We start from the raw sequence: 17,119 nt of genomic DNA, 5'->3' as shown, positions 1-17,119 counted from the left end.
GGATCAGTCACAATGGGCGCAGATCTCTGACCTGAAAGGATTCGCAAATGACCCGTAACGAAGGAACCCTCGACCGCGCCGCCCGTATCATACTGGGCCTCGTCCTATTGTCGCTGACCGTGATCGGCCCCAAGACCATGTGGGGTCTGGTTGGCCTGATCCCGCTTTTGACCGGGCTGGTGGGGTCCTGCCCGCTCTATACCATCCTCGGCCTGAACACCTGCCCGCTGAAGAAATAAACCTGCGTGGCCGGATCGCCCTAATCGTGGCGGATCCGGCCGCGCATCCGCTCCCAGCCGCCCGGCGACAGGAAGAAGGACAGCGCGAATCCGGTGGCAAAGCCCGCCAGATCAGCGACCCAGTCCAGCCCGCCGCCAAACAGCAGGCCGAACAGCAATTGCGCCCCCATCAGAAAGGCGATCAGGCTGAACGCGCGCGCCTGATGCTGCCCCACCAGCGACAGCTTGCGCCACAAAAGCCAGGTAAAGGCGCCAATCAACCCGTAAACAGGTGGAAAGCCCCCGATCAGGGCCACCGGCGACCCGGTCAGCAGCGCATATCCCAGCGCCCCCCCGATACCCGAAACCACGAAGACCGCCAGCATCGCCAGGCTGCCAAAGCTCTCGGCCACCATCTTGCCCATCGCCAGAACGAAAACGCAGACAAACAGCGACTGGGTGAACGAGGCGTTCACGAAGGGATAGCTGACAAACCGGATCACATGCTCGACAGGCCAGCGCCCCGTCTCCCACATCCAGGTCAGTATGTCGGGTGAGAAGGCATAGGACTGCATCGCCGCCAGCCGCCAGCCCACCGCCTGCGGCCCGCCGACGATGCCGCGCGCGCCCAGCGAAAAGGTCAGTTCGATCCCCATGATGAAGAGGACCAGCGCCACCACGACGGGCGGCAGCGGATTGACCGGCGATGTATCGTTATCACTGCTCATGGGCGGGCCTTTCGCGGCTGTTGACGTCCCTTTGCCCCATGGGTAAGCGACGGGGGCCGAATTTTCCAGACGGGAGTTTCCCATCATGACCGAAACCAAGTTCACGCCGCGTGTGTTTTCCGGCATTCAGCCTTCGGGAAACCTGCATCTTGGCAACTACCTCGGTGCGCTCAAGCGATTTGTGGATATGCAGGGACCCGAGATGGAGACCGTGTATTGCATGGTCGATCTCCACGCGATTACCGTCTGGCAGGATCCCAAGGAACTTGCGCATTCCACGCGGGAACTGTGTGCGGGCTTTATCGCAGCCGGAATCGATCCGGAACAGTCGATCCTGATCAACCAATCCCAGGTGCCCGAACATGCGCAGCTGGCGTGGATTTTCAACTGCGTCGCCCGCATGGGCTGGATGCAGCGGATGACCCAGTGGAAGGACAAGGCCGGCAAGAACCAGCAGAACGCCTCGCTGGGCCTGTTCGCTTATCCGTCGCTGATGGCCGCCGACATCCTGATCTATCACGCCACCCATGTGCCGGTGGGCGAGGACCAGAAACAGCATCTGGAACTGACCCGCGACATCGCGATCAAGTTCAACCACGACTACGGCGTCGATTTCTTCCCCGTTACCGAACCGGTGATCGAGGGCGCCGCAACGCGGGTGATGAGCCTGCGCGACGGATTAAAGAAGATGTCGAAATCCGACCCCTCGGACATGAGCCGGATCAACATGACCGACGATGCCGATGCCATCGCGCAAAAGATCCGCAAGGCCAAGACCGACCCCGACGCCCTGCCCTCGGAGGTCGAGGGGCTGGAGGGTCGGCCCGAGGCGCGCAACCTGATCAATATCTATGCCGCCCTGGCGGATCAGAGCGTGGATCAGGTGCTGGCCGAGGTCGGCGGCAAACAGTTCGGCGCGTTCAAGCCGATGCTGGCGGAACTGGCCGTGGCCCGGCTGGCCCCCATCTCGGCCGAGATGGCGCGGCTGATGGACGATCAGGCCGAGATCGACCGCATCCTGGCACGTGGCGCCGAACGCGCCCGCGCCATCACCGCGCCGATCCTGAAGCGGACCTATGAAATCGTCGGCATGGTGTCGTAACACCCGGGATTATGGGTCCTGACACCCGGGATTAATGTGCGCCCGCGCAGGTGATCTGCGCGGGATCGCCCCTTTGCCGGAACGCGGTTCCATCCGATATTCGGGCAAAGGAGACGCATCATGACCTATTCCGCCCCTGCCGGCACCTGTGTCGGCCATGTCCACCTGAAAGTGTCCGATCTGGACCGGGCTATCGCATTCTATCGCGATGTTCTGGGGTTCGAACTGCAACAGAGATACGGCGACGCCGCCGCCTTTCTGGGCGCCGGTGGCTATCACCACCATATCGGGCTGAACACCTGGCACAGCCGGGGCGGTCCGCAACCGCCCGCGCGGGCGACCGGGCTGTATCATTCGGCTTTCCTCTACCCTGACCGCAAGGCGCTGGGAACGGTGCTGCGGCAGGTGATCGAGGCCGGGATAACCATCGACGGCGCCGCCGATCACGGGGTCAGCGAGGCGGTCTATCTGCGCGACCCCGACGGCAACGGGGTCGAACTGTATCGTGACCGCGCGCCCGTGGACTGGCCGCGCGATGCCGAGGGTAATCTGGCGATGACCAACGCGCCGCTCGATATCCCCGCGCTGCTGGCCGAGGCCGGTTAGGACCGGCCTCGGTCACGCTACTTTCAGGCAGCCTTGGCCTGCAGGATCTCGTCCACGGTGGCATCCGCCACCTCGGCGGGGCTGACCGACAGGGTGCGGGCGCGGGTCAGGATACGGTCCATGGTCTCGTCCAACGCCGCAAGGCGACCGGCGACCCAGGCCTCGCGCCCCGAGATCTTGAGGATCTCGGTCGCCACATTGATGATGCCACCGCCATTGGCCACGTAATCCGGCGCATAGAGAATGCCCAGATCGTGCAAGCGGGTGGCATCCTCGGGCGTGGCCAACTGGTTGTTGGCGCCGCCCGCGACCACCCCGACCTTCAACTGCGGGATGGTCTCGGCATTCAGGATGGCACCGATGGCGCAGGGGGCAAAGATATCGGCCTCGACCCCGTAGATCGCGTCGGGCGCGACGGCGGTGGCGCCGAACTCCTCGGCCACGCGGGCAACCTGGCGCGAGTCGATATCGGTGACGATCAGTTTGGCGCCTGCCTGATGCAGATAGCCACACAGGTAGTGGCCCACATGGCCCAGCCCCTGCACCGAAACGGTACGCGCGCGCAGGTCGTCCGAACCAAAGCGGTGCCGCGCCGCCGTGCGGATGGCGTTGAAGATGCCGCGCGCGGTGATCGGCGAGGGGTCACCACTGGCGAAATCCCCATCGGCGAGGCCCGCGACACAGGCGGTACGCGTGCCGATCCGAGCCATGTCGGCGGGGGTCATGCCCATATCCTCGGCAGTCCAGTAACGGCCCGCAAGTGCCTCGACCGCCGCACCAAAGGCAGCAAGCAGGTCCGGCGTCTTCTGGGTTGCGGGATCGGCCATGATCACCGCCTTGCCACCGCCCAGATCAAGACCCGCCGCGGCGTTCTTGTAAGTCATGCCGCGCGACAGGCGCAGCGCGTCGTTAAGTGCGTCCGCCTCTTGCGCATAGGGGCGCATCCGCACGCCGCCCGCAGCGGGACCGCGCCGGGTGGAGTGGATGGCGATAAAGCCCAGAAGCCCGCTCTCGGGGTCCGCGATACGGACCACCTGTTCATGTTCGGGCGCTGCGACGGGTGTAATCTGCATGGAATCCTCCGCTGAATGGCCCTCTATCTGCCACAACTGCGGCGCTGTTTTTCACCAAGATTGCGCGCGGCGTCGGCAAAGATTAGAGTTATTAACCAAGATATCCATTATCTTTGGAGATATTCACCAATGGATCAGATCGACCATCGCATTGTGCGCGCCCTGCAACGCGACGGGCGCATGACCATCTCGGATCTGGCCGACAAGGTCGGGCTGTCGCCCACCCCCTGCGCCCGGCGGCTGGAGCGGTTGCAGCGTGACGGCGTGATCACCGGTTACAGCGCCCGGGTTGATCCGGCAAAGCTGGGGCTGGGCGTGTCGGTCTTTGTCTCGGTCGAGCTGGAGCGACAGGAGCGCGCCGCCGTCGATGCATTCGAACGGGCGATCCGCACCTGTGACGAGGTGATGGAATGCTATCTGATGACCGGTTCGCGCGATATCCTGCTGCGGGTTCTGGTAGCGGATCTGGCGGCCTTCGATGCGTTTCTGGAAAACCGTCTGATGCAGATCCCCGGCATCCGCAACCTGCGGTCCAACTTTGCCCTGCGCACCATGGTCCAGCGCGACAGCCTGCCCGCGATCCGCCGTTAGAAAGGTCTGGACCTCTGACCCAGTCAGGCCTACCCTGATATCAACCCGAGGGAGGCGATCATGGCAACCGGCAGCAATATCCGCACCTATTTCCAAGGCAGCTGGCACGAGGGCGACGCCCCGATCATCCGCGCCGCCGATCACGGCGCCTGGCTGGGATCGGGCGTGTTCGACGGTGCCCGCTATTTTGACGGAATGGCCCCCGATCTTGAGGCGCATTGCGCCCGGGTCAACCGCTCGGCCGAGGCGCTGATGCTGACCCCCACGGTGTCGACCGAAGACATGATCGAGATCGTGCGCGAAGGGCTCAAGGCCTATGGCCCAGACCAGGCGGTCTATATCCGGCCGATGTACTGGGGCATCGACGGGGATCCGACCGCGATCATCCCGCAGGCCGACAGCACCGGTTTCGCCGTCTGCCTCGAAGAAATCCCGATGGCGCCCGCCACGGCCTCGGCGACGCTGACCACCACCCGGTTCCGCCGCCCGGTGCTCGAGGACGCGGTGGTCAACGCCAAGGCCGGATGCCTTTACCCCAACAACGCCCGGATGCTGCGCGAGGCGCGGTCGAAGGGGTTCACCAATGCGCTGGTCGCCGATGCGCTGGGCAATGTGGCCGAAACCGCCACCGCCAATATCTTTATGGTCAAGGATGGCGAGGTGTTCACACCAATCGCCAACGGCACCTTCCTGGCTGGCATCACCCGCGCGCGCCACATCAAGAACCTGCGCGCCGATGGTGTCGCCGTGCATGAAACGGTGCTGAACTTTGCCGATTTCCACGCAGCCGACGAGGTGTTCATGTCCGGCAACATGAGCAAGGTGACCCCGGTCACCGCGTTGGACGACACCCAGTACCAGATCGGCCCGATCGCCCGTCGCGCGCGCGCTCTCTATTGGGACTGGGCGAAATCCAACGCGTGATCCTGCGCTTTGCAGAGCTGCGTCGGGACCTGCTGACGCTAGCAGTGGGTACATGTGGCGCCTTGGTTGCGGCGCTGCTTCACTTTCCCATGGCCCTGTTGGCCGGGCCCGCCGTCCTGGTATCGCTGGCTGGGGTGTCGGGGCTATCGCTGCATATCTCGCCACGGCTACGCGACACAGGCTTTCTCATTGTCGGCCTCAGCATCGGCTCTATGGTGAGCCCTGAAAGCATCGAGGCGATGATGCGCTGGCCGGTGGCTTTCGGCCTGCTGGCCGGGCTGACCCTGATCACGCCCTGGGCCGGGCGTTGGCTGATCCCGCGCCTGTTGCCCATCGACCGGGATGAAGCATTTCTCGCCGCCGCCCCCGGTCACCTAAGCCTTGTTATCGCCTTGGCCGACAGCCTGCGCCTGTCGCTCACCCGCCCCGTCGTGCTGGCCTCGATCCGTCTGATGGCGCTGACGCTTCTGGTGCCTCTGGCCGCTACTGTGGCGGGGATCGAGATCGGTCCGGGCCTGCCGCAGGCGTCGGTCGTGACTCCATGGGTCTGGATTCTTGGCCAGCTCGTGGCGGCCTTGTTGCTTGCCCCCCTGCTGAAAGCGGCCAGGCTGCCCGCTCATGTGCTGATTGCCGGCATTCTGGTGGCCGCCACAACGCATCTTGCGAGCTGGACGGAAGGCGGCCTGCCAAGCTGGGCCGCGCAAGCGGCGCTGGTCCTGATGGGTACGCTGATCGGAACCCGGTTTGGAGGCATGGGGTGGCGTGAGTTGCGTCAAAGCCTGACAGCCGGTCTGGCCATTGTCGCCCTGACCACGGGCCTGGCGGCGCTGGTGGCGCTCCCGGCCTCTTATCTATCCGGTCTGCCGCTGCTGGATGTACTACTGGGTTTTTCGCCCGGCGGTCTTGAAACCATGATCATTCTCGGCGCCGCCATGGGCGCCGATCCCAGCTTTGTCGCGGCGGCGCATCTGTTCCGACTGTCCGTATTGGCCGTCGTCCTGACCCTCTATGCCACGAAGGTAGCGCGGAGGGCGGCAGGGAAAAGCGATGGACAGCGTTAGGCCCCTCAGGCAGATTGACCGGGATTGTGGAGGACCGAGATGCGCAAGTTCCTTGTTGTACTGGATGACAGCCGCGAATGCCTGAACGCGATGCGGTTTGCCGCCATGCGCGCCGCCCATACCGGCGGCGGGGTGGCGATCCTATCGGTGATCCCACCTGATGAGTTCAATCACTGGATCGGCGTCGGCGAAGTGATGCGCGAAGAGGCGCGTGAGCGTATCCACGCCCATTTCGAGGTGTTCGCCAAATGGATGCGCGACAAGCAGGGGGTCGAGCCCGAACTGGTGATCCGCGAGGGCGAAGCCGTACCCGAGATCATTGCTCATATTCAGGAAGACCCCGAAATCGGTGTTCTGGTCCTGGGTGCGGGTACCGACAAGAAGGGCCCTGGCCCGCTGGTTTCACAAATGAGCCGTTCGTCGGGCAGCTTGCCCATTCCCATAACCATCGTGCCGGGCGACCTGAGCAAGGAAAAGCTGGAAGCGATCACCTGAGGCCAACATGAGCAAACGCATCGCATTCTGGTTCGAATTTGCCTCGACCTATTCCTATCTCTCGGCGATGCGGATCGAACGGGCCGCCGAAGAGTTGGGGGTCTCGGTCGACTGGGAACCATTCCTGCTGGGGCCGATCTTTGCAGCGCAGGGCTGGACCAGTTCACCCTTCAACCTCTATCCAGCCAAGGGGCGGTACATGTGGCGCGACATGGAGCGGCTTTGTGCCCGGCAGGGCTTGCCGCTGACGCGCCCCGACCCGTTCCCGCAAAATGGACTTCCGGCGGCACGACTGGCACTGGTGGCCCGCGAGATGGGCGGCATCGCAGCCTTTGTACGCGCCGTCTATGGCGCGCAGTTCGGGCGCGGGCTGACAATCTCGGACCCGCAGGTGATGTCCGAATGCTGGGCCGAGGCAGGGCTACCGCCCGAGGCGATGGCGCAGGCCAAAACGCCCGAGATCAAGGCCGCGCTATTTGCGCAAGGTGAACGCGCTGCCGCGCTCGATCTGTTCGGCGCCCCCAGTTTCGTGGTGGGCGAAGAACTGTTCTGGGGCGATGACCGGCTGGATCAGGCGCTGGCGCTGGCTGCACGGTCCTGAATGACCCAAATCTTCGGCGTCCTGCGCGCACCCGTTTGCATGAGCGGTCGAGTTCACTCTGATCTGGTGCGGGCGCGATGCGATGCCACCTTGGCCCGATTGCCGCAGACCGCCATGCTGCACCACCTGCGGCGATTGTTCTTGCTGGTATCGCGAAACCAATAGGTACAGGTGGGTCCGTCGCATTGCCGGGTCCGGCCGGGTTCCCCCTGGCACAACAACTCGGCGATGGCGGCGGCGCAAAGGCCAACCAAATCGCTGCCATTTCGAAGTCTTGGCACCTGCTGCAATTCCGGCACGCCCCCCTCCTTCACGACGATGCGGCCATGCCGGCTGGTTTCCGTAAGACAGGCATTCAGGCGGTCAAGGAATTCGGCCGAGGCGACGGGGACATTGTCGCGAAACGCGGCCCGCAGTTCCCGCAGGTCAGAGGCGGTGGCCTCAAGTTCCTGTGCCTCAAGCGTGTTACTTACCGCCTCAGCCTCTTCGGCGGTGAGCAATCCGACGGACTGCATCCAACACAGCATCTCGGTACCGTTTCGCAACCAGTCCAATTCCTCGCCATAGGGCGCCCCCATCGAGTTCAGCAGTTCGACCCCCGTATCGTCGGCAATCAGATAAGGCGGTGGAAGCGTGGTGCGCATGGATCGAATGCCCCGAGTCAGGTCACGTTGGCGTGACCCATTTCGTAACCCCCTAAATCTCTCTTTACAAGTTTCAACCCGCATGTAACCGATCATATTACCTTAAATGGTTACAGAGGAGCCCCCTATGCCAACCCTTCTTCATATCGTCGCCTCACCCCGTGGCGGCGCATCGAAATCAAACGCACTTGCCGAGGCCTTCGTCACCGCACAACGCGCCAAAGACCCCACTCTCCGGGTGGATCGCATTGACCTTTGGAACGAGGACCTGCCCGCCTTTGACGGCGATCCAGCCGCCGCCAAGATGACATTTTTCGGAGTGGGCGAGATGGACCCGGCCAAGGAACAAGCCTGGTCCGAAGTTGCACGGATCACCGACCGCTTCATGGAGGCCGACCACATCGTGCTCGGCGTTCCGATGTGGAACGGCGGCATACCTTATCGGCTGAAGCACTATATCGACATCATTACCCAGCCCGGAATGCTGTTCGGCTTCGACCCTGAAGAAGGTTATTCGGGCCTGCTGCGGAACAAGAAGGCAACGGTGGTGACCACCAGCGGCGTCTGGTCCGAGGGTGCGGACGCAAAGTATGGCAGCGATTTTCACTCGACCTATCTGAAGTGGTGGCTCGAGACCATCGGGATCACGGATGTGACCATCGTCAGATACCAGCCTTCGCTGCTGACGAACGATCCGCAGGTGGGGTATGACCGAGCCCAAGCCGCCTTGGCCGCGATGTGATCACCGGTGACCGTCAAAGGGTTGGCCAGATCAAGGCCAACCCGAGATTTAGAATGGTTCAAAAGTTGACAAGGGGCGGGTGCCGCCTCATATCTGAGGGGAGCGATAAGGAATTCCGACCATGTTCATCCAGACCGAATCGACCCCGAACCCGGCAACGCTGAAATTCCTGCCCGGACAGACCGTTCTGGAGGCAGGCACCGCCGATTTCCCCTCGGCCGAAGCTGCCGAGAAATCTCCCTTGGCCGCGCGCATCTTTGCTGTCTCCGGGGTGACCGGTGTTTTCTTCGGCAATGATTTCGTGACCGTGACCAAGGCCGAAGGGATCGAGTGGGATCATATCAAACCCGCGATCCTGGGCGCGGTGATGGAGCATTACCAGTCCGGCCAGCCGGTGATGGGCGCCGATGCACAGGCCGCCTCGGGCCATGCCGAACATAGCGGCGAGGATGCCGAGGTCGTGACCCAGATCAAGGCGCTGCTGGACAGCCGGGTCCGCCCGGCGGTGGCTCAGGATGGCGGCGACATCACCTTTCACGGGTTTGACAGAGGTGTAGTCTATCTCCACATGCAGGGCGCCTGTGCCGGCTGCCCCTCGTCGACGCTGACCCTGAAAATGGGTATCGAGAACCTGCTGCGCCATTACATTCCCGAAGTGACCGAGGTGCGCCCCGTTGCCGTCTGACCCGGTCATTCTGGCATTCGACACATCGGCCGCGCATTGCGCGGCCGCTTTGCTGGTGGGTGACCGGATCGTCGCCGCCACCGCCGAGGAGATGACGCGCGGTCAGGCAGAGCGGCTGATGCCGCTGCTTGAAGAGATGCTGGCCGGGGCTGACCTGGGCTGGCGCGATCTCGACGCCATCGGCGTCGGTATCGGGCCCGGCAATTTCACCGGCATCCGCATTTCCGTTTCGGCCGCGCGCGGGCTGGCATTGGGGCTTGGCATCCCGGCAGTCGGCGTGGACGGGTTCGAGGCCCGCGCGCTGCTGACCCCGCCGGGCGTCCACCCGGCGATCCCCGCGCCCCGCGATCACGTCTACCTCGCCCCCGATGGCGGCACCCCACAGCTCTTGCCCCGGGATCAGACCGAGGCGCTTGGCCCGCTTCAGGCCGAGTACAGCCCGCAAGGGCTGGCCGAGGCCATCGCCCATGCCGCCGCCCCGCGCTGGCGCGATGCCACCATCCCGCCGGCCCCGCTTTATGTCCGCCCGGCAGATGCGGCGCCGTCGCGTGACCGGCCACCCGTGCTGCTCGACCCATGACACCGGCAGAGCTGGCCCGGCTGCATGCCCGCGCCTTCACCCAGTCGCGACCGTGGAGCGAAGCGGAGTTCACCGCTCTGCTGGGCAACCCACATACCCATCTTGTCGGCAATCTCCGCTGTTTCGCCCTGTTTCAGGTGATCGCGGGCGAGGCCGAATTGCTCACCATCGCCACCGATCCGGACCAGCGCCGCCAGGGGCTGGCCCGCGCCTGCATGAGCGACTGGCAGATGCAGGCGGCGGGCGTAGGCGCCACCCGCGCCCTTCTTGACGTCGCGGACGATAACGAACCGGCCATTGCACTCTATACCTCCTGCGGCTATGCGCCCTGCGGTCTGCGCCGGAGCTACTACCGGCGTCCGAGTGGAGAGACAGCCGATGCCATCGTGATGGAGCGCCCCCTGCCCTGACGGCAAGCGCCGCATTCTCGGACCAACCGGTCAAAAAGCGGTTGACCGGCAGGCTTGCAACCGTCCTTAATTGCCAGCATCACAGCAGTTCTGCTCGCTCTGAGCGGGGTGACTGGTCCGCCCACCGCCCCGGGAACAATAACCAACGGGAGTATAAAATGACCCTGATGAAATCCCTGATGGGAGCCGCCGCCGCGATGGCGCTGACCGCAGGCGCCGCCTTGGCCGAACCAGCCCTGATCTTTGATCTGGGCGGCAAGTTCGACAAGTCGTTCAACGAGGCCGCATTCAACGGCGCGCAGCGCTGGGCCGAGGAGACCGGCGGCAGCTTCCGCGAGATCGAACTGCAATCGGAGGCCCAGCGCGAGCAAGCGCTGCGCCGCTTTGCCGAGGCAGGCGCCAACCCGGTCATCACCATGGGCTTTGCCATGGCCGACCCGCTGAGCGCAGTGGCCGCCGACTATCCCGACACCAAGTTCGTCGCGGTCGACGTGACCTGGCTTGACGCGCCGAACATCCGTCAGATCGGCTTTGCCGAACACGAAGGCTCGTATCTGGTCGGCATGATGGCGGCGATGGCTTCGAAATCGGGCACCGTGGGCTTTGTCGGCGGCATGGACATTCCGCTGATCCGCCACTTTGGCTGCGGCTATGCGCAGGGCGCCAAGGCGGTGAACCCCGATGTCAAGATCGTGGCCAACATGACCGGCACCACGCCGGCTGCCTGGAACGACCCGGTCAAGGGATCGGAGCTGACCAAGGCGCAGATCAGCCAGGGCGCTGACGTGGTCTATGCCGCCGCCGGCGGCACCGGTGTCGGCGTGCTGCAGACCGCCGCCGATGAGGGCATCCTGTCGATCGGCGTCGACAGCAACCAGAACCACCTGCATCCGGGCAAGGTGCTGACCTCGATGCTGAAACGCGTCGATGTGGCCGTCTATGACGCGATGAAGGCCGGCGAAAATCTGGAAACCGGCGTCTTCAACATGGGCCTCGCCGAAGAGGGCGTGGGCTATGCGCTGGATGACAACAACGCCGCTCTGATCTCGGACGAGATGAAATCGGCGGTCGATCAGGCCCGCCAGGACATCATCGACGGCAAGCTGAGCGTGGTGAGCTATTACGAGAACGACAGCTGCCCCGCACTGAAGTTCTGATCCAGATCGCGGGCCGGACCCTCCGGCCCGCATTCACCCGGCGCTCCTTCGGCCCTGCGGGCCATCCTTGCGAAAACGCCCGCCTAGGCGGATGAGCGCCCTTTCGGCCATCGAGGACAAGACATGACCGTCCCCGCCATCGAGCTTAAAGGGATTTCCAAATCCTTTGGGCCTGTGCAAGCAAACAAGGACATCTCGATCAGCGTCGCCCCCGGCACCATTCACGGTATCATCGGCGAAAACGGTGCGGGCAAGTCCACCCTGATGAGCATCCTTTACGGCTTCTACAAGGCCGACAAGGGCGAGATATGGATCAACGGCAAGAAGACCGAGATCCCTGACAGCCAGGCGGCCATTGCCGCCGGAATCGGCATGGTTTTCCAGCATTTCAAGCTGGTCGAGAATTTTACCGTGCTGGAAAACATCATTCTGGGCGCCGAGGATGGCGGGTTGCTGAAACCCTCGCTGGCCAAGGCCCGCCGAACCCTGGCCGAGCTGGCCGCCGAATACGAGCTGAACGTCGACCCCGATGCGGTGATCGAAGAGATCGGCGTCGGCATGCAGCAGAGGGTCGAGATCCTCAAGGCGCTGTATCGTCAGGCCGAAATCCTGATCCTGGACGAGCCGACTGGTGTGCTGACCCCGGCCGAAGCCGATCAGCTGTTCCGCATCCTTCACCGGCTCAAGGACGAAGGTAAGACGATCATCCTGATCACCCACAAGCTGCGAGAGATCATGGAGGCGACTGACACGGTCAGCGTCATGCGGCGCGGCGAGATGACGGCCACCGTCAAGACGGCCGAAACCAGTCCCGAACATCTGGCCGAGTTGATGGTGGGCCGCAAGGTGCTGCTGCGCGTCGACAAGGTGCCCGCAAAACCCGGCCAACCGATCCTGGAAATCGAAAACCTGCGCGTAACCGACGAAAAGGGAGTCGAACGGGTCAAGGGCATCGACCTGACCGTGCGCGCGGGCGAGATCCTGGGCATTGCCGGCGTTGCCGGGAATGGCCAGTCGGAACTGCTTGAGGTTCTGGGCGGCATGCGCCCAGGCAGCGGCGCGATCCGGCTGAACGGCGCCCCGCTGCCGCTGAGCGGCCCGGGATCCGACGCCCGCGCCCGCCGCGCCGCCCATGTGGCCCATGTGCCCGAGGATCGCCAGCGTGAAGGTCTGATCATGGACTTCCACGCCTGGGAAAACGTCGCCTTTGGCTATCACCACGATCCGGCCTATCAATCCGGCATATTCATGAACAACGCCGCCCTGCGCGCCGATACCGACCGCAAGATCGAGAAGTTCGATGTCCGCCCTGCCGACGGTTGGCTGGCGGCCAAGAACTTCTCGGGCGGAAACCAGCAAAAGATCGTCGTGGCGCGCGAGATCGAGCGCAATCCCGACCTGTTGCTGGTCGGTCAGCCCACGCGTGGCGTCGATATCGGCGCCATCGAGTTCATTCACAAACAGATCGTCGCCCTGCGCGATCAGGGCAAGGCGGTGTTGCTCGTCTCGGTCGAGCTGGAGGAGATCTTTGGCCTCGCCGACCGTATCGCGGTGATGTTCGACGGCCATATCATGGGCGAACGCCTGCCCGACGAGACGGATGAAAAGGAACTTGGCCTCTTGATGGCCGGTGTCAACGGGGAGGCCGCCTGATGGACAAGATGCCCAAATGGGCCGATGTGGTGCTGATCCCGCTGATCAGCCTGATCCTGGCCGCGATCCTGTCGGCACTGGTGATCCTTGGTATCGGTGAGGATCCGGTGGCCGCCGTCAACATGATGGTATCGGGGGCGCTGGGGTCGACCTATGGCTGGGGCTATACGCTCTATTACGCCACCAATTTCATGTTCACCGGCCTGGCCGTGGCCGTCGCCTTTCATGCCCGCCTGTTCAATATCGGCGGCGAGGGGCAGGCGATGCTGGGCGGGCTTGGCGTGGCGATGATTTGCCTCTACATCCCTTGGCCGCACTGGACGATGGCGCTGTTGGCCGCCTGCGCGGCCTCGATGCTGTTCGGGGCCGTCTGGGCCGCGATCCCGGCCTATCTGCAAGCGCGCCGGGGCAGCCATATCGTGATCACCACGATCATGTTCAACTTCATCGCTGCGGCCTTGCTGAACTATATGCTGGTCAATGTGATGCGGCCCGACGGCTCGATGGACCCGGCCAGCGAACGCTTTCCGGCCGCCGTGCATCTGCCCACCCTGCATGAGCTGCTGGCCCCGATCGGCATCAGCTTTTCCAAGGCGGCGCCGGCAAACGTGTCGTTGCTGGTCGCGGTGCTGGCCTGTGTCGTGGTCTGGGCGCTGATCTGGCGCACCCGGCTGGGATATGAAATCCGCGCCTATGGCCATTCCGAGAGCGGCGCGCTTTATGCCGGGATCTCACCCTTCAAGATCACCATGGTCGCCATGCTGATCTCGGGCGCGCTGGCCGGGCTGATGGCCACCAACAACGTGATGGGCGAGGCCGAGCGGCTGGTCCTGAACTCGACCGAAGGCGCGGGCTTTATCGGGATCGCCGTGGCCTTGATGGGGCGCAGCCACCCGTTCGGGGTGTTTCTGGCCGCGATCCTGTTCGGCTTTCTCTATCAGGGGGGCGCCGAGCTGGCGCTGTGGACCAACATCCCGCGCGAGTTGATCGTGGTGATCCAGGCGCTGGTGATCCTGTTCACCGGGGCGCTGGACAACATGGTGCGGATGCCGCTGGAGAAGATCTTCCTGGCCCTGCGGAAAGGCAAAGCGTGATGGATTTCCTGACGATCATCCAGGTGCTCGACTCGACGATCCGCCTGTCGACGCCGCTATTGCTGGCCTGTCTGGCCGGGCTCTATTCCGAGCGGGCGGGTATTTTCGACATCGGTCTTGAGGGCAAGATGCTGATGGCCGCGTTCTTTTCCGCCGCCGTCGCGGCGGTCAGCGGCTCGGTCCTTCTGGGCCTGTTGGCGGGAATTGCCTCGTCTCTGGTGCTGGCGGGGTTGCATGGGCTGGCCTCGATCACCTTTCGCGGCAACCAGCTGATTTCCGGGGTTGCGATCAACTTCCTTGCCGCAGGCATGACTGTTCTGGTGGCGCAGGACTGGTTCAAGCAGGGCGGGCGCACGCCGTCGCTGTTCGGGGGCGCCCGGTTCGAACCGATCGACTGGCCGCTGGCCGAGACGTTGAGCGGCATCCCCGTTCTGGGGCCGATCTATGCCGAGTTGCTGTCGGGCCATTCGGTGCTGGTCTATCTGGCGTTTCTTGCAGTGCCCGGCACCTGGTGGCTGCTTTATCGCACCCGATTCGGCCTGCGCCTGCGCGCGGTGGGCGAGAATCCGGCCGCTGTCGATACTGCCGGTGTCTCGGTCGTTGGTTTGCGCTATGCGGCGGTGATGATCTGCGGCGTGCTCTGCGGTATAGCCGGCGCCTACCTGGCCACTGCGCTTCAGGCCGGGTTCGTCAAGGACATGACCGCCGGACGCGGCTTTATCGCGCTGGCGGCGTTGATCTTTGCCAAATGGCGCCCGTTGCATGCGATGTGGGCCTGCCTGCTGTTCGGGCTGCTGCAAGCCATTGCGCTCAGGTTCCAGAATATCGACCTTGGCGGTGTCGTAATCCCCGTCCAGGTGATGGACGCCCTGCCCTACATCCTGACCGTGGTGATCCTGGCGGGATTCGTCGGCAAGGCGATTCCCCCGCGCGCGGGTGGCGAACCCTATGTGAAAGAGCGGTGATAGGGCCAGTTCCCCTGGGAATTTCGGTCCTGTTCGCTGCAAAGCGGCATTCCCCGTTGATTTGACGGGGCATGCCGGTTTAACAAAAAACATGCAGATATACCTTCCCATTGCCGAGGTTTCGGTCAACGCGTTCCTGCTGCTGGGCCTCGGCGGCATGGTCGGCATCCTGTCGGGCATGTTCGGGGTTGGTGGCGGCTTTCTGATGACGCCCTTGCTGTTCTTCATCGGCATCCCGCCCGCCGTGGCGGTGGCGACCGAAGCGAACCAGATCGTCGCCTCGTCCTTTTCGGGGGTTCTGGCGCATTTCCGAAGGCGTACGGTCGATTTCAGGATGGGAACCATCCTGCTGATCGGCGGCCTGACCGGCGCGGCGCTGGGGGTGGTCCTGTTCAACTATCTCAAGAGCCTGGGCCAGGTCGATCTGCTGGTAAAGCTCTGTTATGTCGTCTTTCTGGGCATCATCGGCGGTCTGATGTTCATCGAAAGCCTGAATGCGATCCGTAAATCGCGCAAGACAGGTGGCGCGGTCCCAAAACGGCGCCAGCGTGGCTGGATCCATGCGATGCCGTTCAAGATGCGATTCCGCACCTCGGGCCTTTATATCTCGGTCATCCCGCCTGTGGTGGTTGGTCTGCTGGTCGGCGTGCTGTCAGCAATCATGGGGGTTGGCGGCGGCTTTATCATGGTGCCCGCGATGATCTATCTGCTGGGCATGCCGACCAAGGTCGTGGTGGGCACCTCGCTGTTCCAGATCATCTTTGTCACCGCTTTTACCACCATGCTGCATGCCACCACCAACTACACGGTTGACGTGGTGCTTGCGGTGCTGCTGCTGATCGGAGGAGTGGTCGGTGCACAAATCGGAACGGTAATCGGCGCCCGGATGAAGGCCGAGCAACTGCGTATCCTGCTGGCTGGGCTGGTTTTGGCGGTCTGCGCCAAACTGGCACTCGACCTTCTGCTGATGCCCAGCGAGCTTTTCTCGCTTGGCGCCTCGGGGGGGCACTGAGATGCGCCGCGTCGTTCTTGCCACTCTGCTGGCGCTGGTGACGCCGCTGATGGCCACGGCCACCGAAGAACAAGTGGTACTTGGCCTGAGCCGTGATCGTGTTGCGATCACCGCCGACTTTGACGGTTCAGACATCCTGATCTTTGGCGCGGTGAAGCGCGAAACACCGATCCCGCAGGGCGATCCGCTTCAGGTGATCGTGGCGGTGTCGGGTCCTTCGACCCCGGTGCTGGTTCGCCGCAAGGAAAAGAAGCTGGGAATCTGGGTCAACACCGACAGCGTTCTGGTGGATTCAGCCCCCAGTTTCTATGCCGCCGCGACCAGTGCGCCGTTCAGCCAGGCCCTGAGCGATACCGAGGACCTGCGCCACAAGGTTTCCATCAAGCGGGCAATCCGCTCGGTAGGCGCCGACATGAACATAGCCGACGCGCAAGAGTTTACCCGAGCCGTTGTTCGCATTCGCCAGAACGAAGGGCTGTATTCCATCCGCGAGAACACCGTTGCTGTGGATGAGCAGACCCTGTTCCGGACCGAGATCGACATGCCCGCCAACCTGACCGAGGGCGAGTATGTCGCGCGTATCTTCCTGACCCGCGGAGGCAAGGTGGTTTCGAATTTCCAAACCACGATCGACGTGCGAAAGGTGGGGCTGGAAAGGTTCCTGTTCAATCTGGCGCATCAACAACCGGTTCTGTACGGGCTGATGTCTCTGGCCATTGCCATCGCAGCCGGATGGGGCGCCTCTGCCGCATTCCGGGCGCTGCGCGGAAACTAGAGC

21 protein-coding genes are annotated in these 17,119 nt (G+C 63.5%); 18 read left to right on the top strand and 3 right to left on the bottom strand.

Features of this window, described 5'->3' with window-relative positions; translation table 11 throughout:
• The first annotated feature begins 47 nt into the window (after nt 1-47).
• Nucleotides 48-239 (top strand): YgaP family membrane protein, encoded by a 192-nt coding sequence (locus AC2FNA_RS07565; RefSeq protein ID WP_011046155.1) that lies wholly within the window; start codon nt 48-50, stop codon nt 237-239.
• A gap of 20 nt (nt 240-259) precedes the next feature.
• Here the strand turns inward: AC2FNA_RS07565 and AC2FNA_RS07560 are convergent, their stop codons facing one another.
• On the bottom strand, nt 260-946 hold the full coding sequence (locus AC2FNA_RS07560; RefSeq protein WP_496825407.1) for a rhomboid family intramembrane serine protease: 687 nt from the start codon (nt 944-946) through the stop codon (nt 260-262).
• An 85-nt stretch (nt 947-1,031) separates the two neighbouring features.
• On the opposite strand from AC2FNA_RS07560, the gene trpS reads away from it, so the two are divergent.
• Entirely contained in the window at nt 1,032-2,048 is a 1,017-nt protein-coding gene (trpS, locus tag AC2FNA_RS07555) for a tryptophan--tRNA ligase (RefSeq protein WP_496825406.1), read from the top strand.
• Between the two features lie 120 nt (nt 2,049-2,168).
• Nucleotides 2,169-2,654, top strand: a complete 486-nt coding sequence (locus tag AC2FNA_RS07550) for a VOC family protein (protein WP_496825405.1) — start codon at nt 2,169-2,171, stop codon at nt 2,652-2,654.
• A gap of 23 nt (nt 2,655-2,677) precedes the next feature.
• On the opposite strand, the gene AC2FNA_RS07545 is transcribed toward AC2FNA_RS07550, so the two are convergent.
• Entirely contained in the window at nt 2,678-3,727 is a 1,050-nt protein-coding gene (locus AC2FNA_RS07545) for a Leu/Phe/Val dehydrogenase (protein ID WP_496825404.1), read from the bottom strand.
• 129 nt (nt 3,728-3,856) lie between these two features.
• Here AC2FNA_RS07545 and AC2FNA_RS07540 point away from each other — a divergent pair, with 129 nt between their 5' ends.
• The 5 genes from AC2FNA_RS07540 to AC2FNA_RS07520 are packed head-to-tail and all read left to right on the top strand — an operon-like array spanning nt 3,857 to nt 7,399.
• Nucleotides 3,857-4,318, top strand: coding sequence for an Lrp/AsnC family transcriptional regulator (locus AC2FNA_RS07540; RefSeq protein WP_011046150.1), 462 nt, complete (start codon nt 3,857-3,859; stop codon nt 4,316-4,318).
• Between the two features lie 60 nt (nt 4,319-4,378).
• Complete coding sequence (locus tag AC2FNA_RS07535; RefSeq protein ID WP_496825403.1) at nt 4,379-5,242, top strand: branched-chain amino acid aminotransferase; 864 nt, start codon at nt 4,379-4,381, stop codon at nt 5,240-5,242.
• Nucleotides 5,239-6,303, top strand: a complete 1,065-nt coding sequence (locus AC2FNA_RS07530) for an AbrB family transcriptional regulator (protein ID WP_496825402.1) — start codon at nt 5,239-5,241, stop codon at nt 6,301-6,303. The genes AC2FNA_RS07535 and AC2FNA_RS07530 overlap by 4 nt, the downstream gene beginning before the upstream one ends.
• 39 nt (nt 6,304-6,342) lie before the next feature.
• Entirely contained in the window at nt 6,343-6,798 is a 456-nt protein-coding gene (locus AC2FNA_RS07525; RefSeq protein ID WP_496825401.1) for a universal stress protein, read from the top strand.
• A gap of 7 nt (nt 6,799-6,805) precedes the next feature.
• On the top strand, nt 6,806-7,399 hold the full coding sequence (locus AC2FNA_RS07520; protein ID WP_496825400.1) for a 2-hydroxychromene-2-carboxylate isomerase: 594 nt from the start codon (nt 6,806-6,808) through the stop codon (nt 7,397-7,399).
• A 53-nt stretch (nt 7,400-7,452) separates the two neighbouring features.
• Here AC2FNA_RS07520 and AC2FNA_RS07515 read toward each other — a convergent pair whose 3' ends face one another.
• Complete coding sequence (locus tag AC2FNA_RS07515; protein ID WP_496825399.1) at nt 7,453-8,043, bottom strand: CGNR zinc finger domain-containing protein; 591 nt, start codon at nt 8,041-8,043, stop codon at nt 7,453-7,455.
• Between the two features lie 127 nt (nt 8,044-8,170).
• On the opposite strand from AC2FNA_RS07515, the gene AC2FNA_RS07510 reads away from it, so the two are divergent.
• The 10 genes from AC2FNA_RS07510 (at nt 8,171) to AC2FNA_RS07465 (ending at nt 17,116) form a co-directional block, all read left to right on the top strand.
• Nucleotides 8,171-8,785 carry an FMN-dependent NADH-azoreductase gene (locus AC2FNA_RS07510; protein WP_496825398.1) on the top strand — a complete coding sequence of 205 codons (615 nt, stop codon included), beginning with the start codon at nt 8,171-8,173 and terminating at the stop codon, nt 8,783-8,785.
• 121 nt (nt 8,786-8,906) lie between these two features.
• Nucleotides 8,907-9,470 (top strand): NifU family protein, encoded by a 564-nt coding sequence (locus AC2FNA_RS07505; protein ID WP_496825397.1) that lies wholly within the window; start codon nt 8,907-8,909, stop codon nt 9,468-9,470.
• Entirely contained in the window at nt 9,460-10,050 is a 591-nt protein-coding gene (gene tsaB / locus AC2FNA_RS07500) for a tRNA (adenosine(37)-N6)-threonylcarbamoyltransferase complex dimerization subunit type 1 TsaB (RefSeq protein WP_496825396.1), read from the top strand. Before AC2FNA_RS07505 ends, tsaB begins: the two co-directional genes overlap by 11 nt.
• Nucleotides 10,047-10,460, top strand: a complete 414-nt coding sequence (locus AC2FNA_RS07495; protein ID WP_496825395.1) for a GNAT family N-acetyltransferase — start codon at nt 10,047-10,049, stop codon at nt 10,458-10,460. Before tsaB ends, AC2FNA_RS07495 begins: the two co-directional genes overlap by 4 nt.
• 158 nt (nt 10,461-10,618) lie before the next feature.
• Entirely contained in the window at nt 10,619-11,617 is a 999-nt protein-coding gene (locus tag AC2FNA_RS07490; RefSeq protein ID WP_496825394.1) for a BMP family lipoprotein, read from the top strand.
• A gap of 123 nt (nt 11,618-11,740) precedes the next feature.
• Nucleotides 11,741-13,270: an ABC transporter ATP-binding protein gene (locus AC2FNA_RS07485; protein ID WP_496825393.1), complete on the top strand. Its 1,530-nt coding sequence runs from the start codon at nt 11,741-11,743 to the stop codon at nt 13,268-13,270.
• Entirely contained in the window at nt 13,270-14,364 is a 1,095-nt protein-coding gene (locus AC2FNA_RS07480; RefSeq protein WP_234137272.1) for an ABC transporter permease, read from the top strand. Before AC2FNA_RS07485 ends, AC2FNA_RS07480 begins: the two co-directional genes overlap by 1 nt.
• A complete protein-coding gene (locus AC2FNA_RS07475) occupies nt 14,364-15,329 on the top strand; it encodes an ABC transporter permease (protein ID WP_234137271.1) in 966 nt (321 codons plus the stop codon). Before AC2FNA_RS07480 ends, AC2FNA_RS07475 begins: the two co-directional genes overlap by 1 nt.
• A gap of 91 nt (nt 15,330-15,420) precedes the next feature.
• Nucleotides 15,421-16,341 (top strand): sulfite exporter TauE/SafE family protein, encoded by a 921-nt coding sequence (locus AC2FNA_RS07470; protein ID WP_496825392.1) that lies wholly within the window; start codon nt 15,421-15,423, stop codon nt 16,339-16,341.
• Between the two features lies 1 nt (nt 16,342).
• On the top strand, nt 16,343-17,116 hold the full coding sequence (locus AC2FNA_RS07465) for a TIGR02186 family protein (RefSeq protein ID WP_496825391.1): 774 nt from the start codon (nt 16,343-16,345) through the stop codon (nt 17,114-17,116).
• Nucleotides 17,117-17,119: the final 3 nt, after the last annotated feature.

The organism is Ruegeria sp. YKSD163 (genome assembly GCF_059612905.1).
This window is presented reverse-complemented; position numbering and strand designations above follow the sequence as displayed.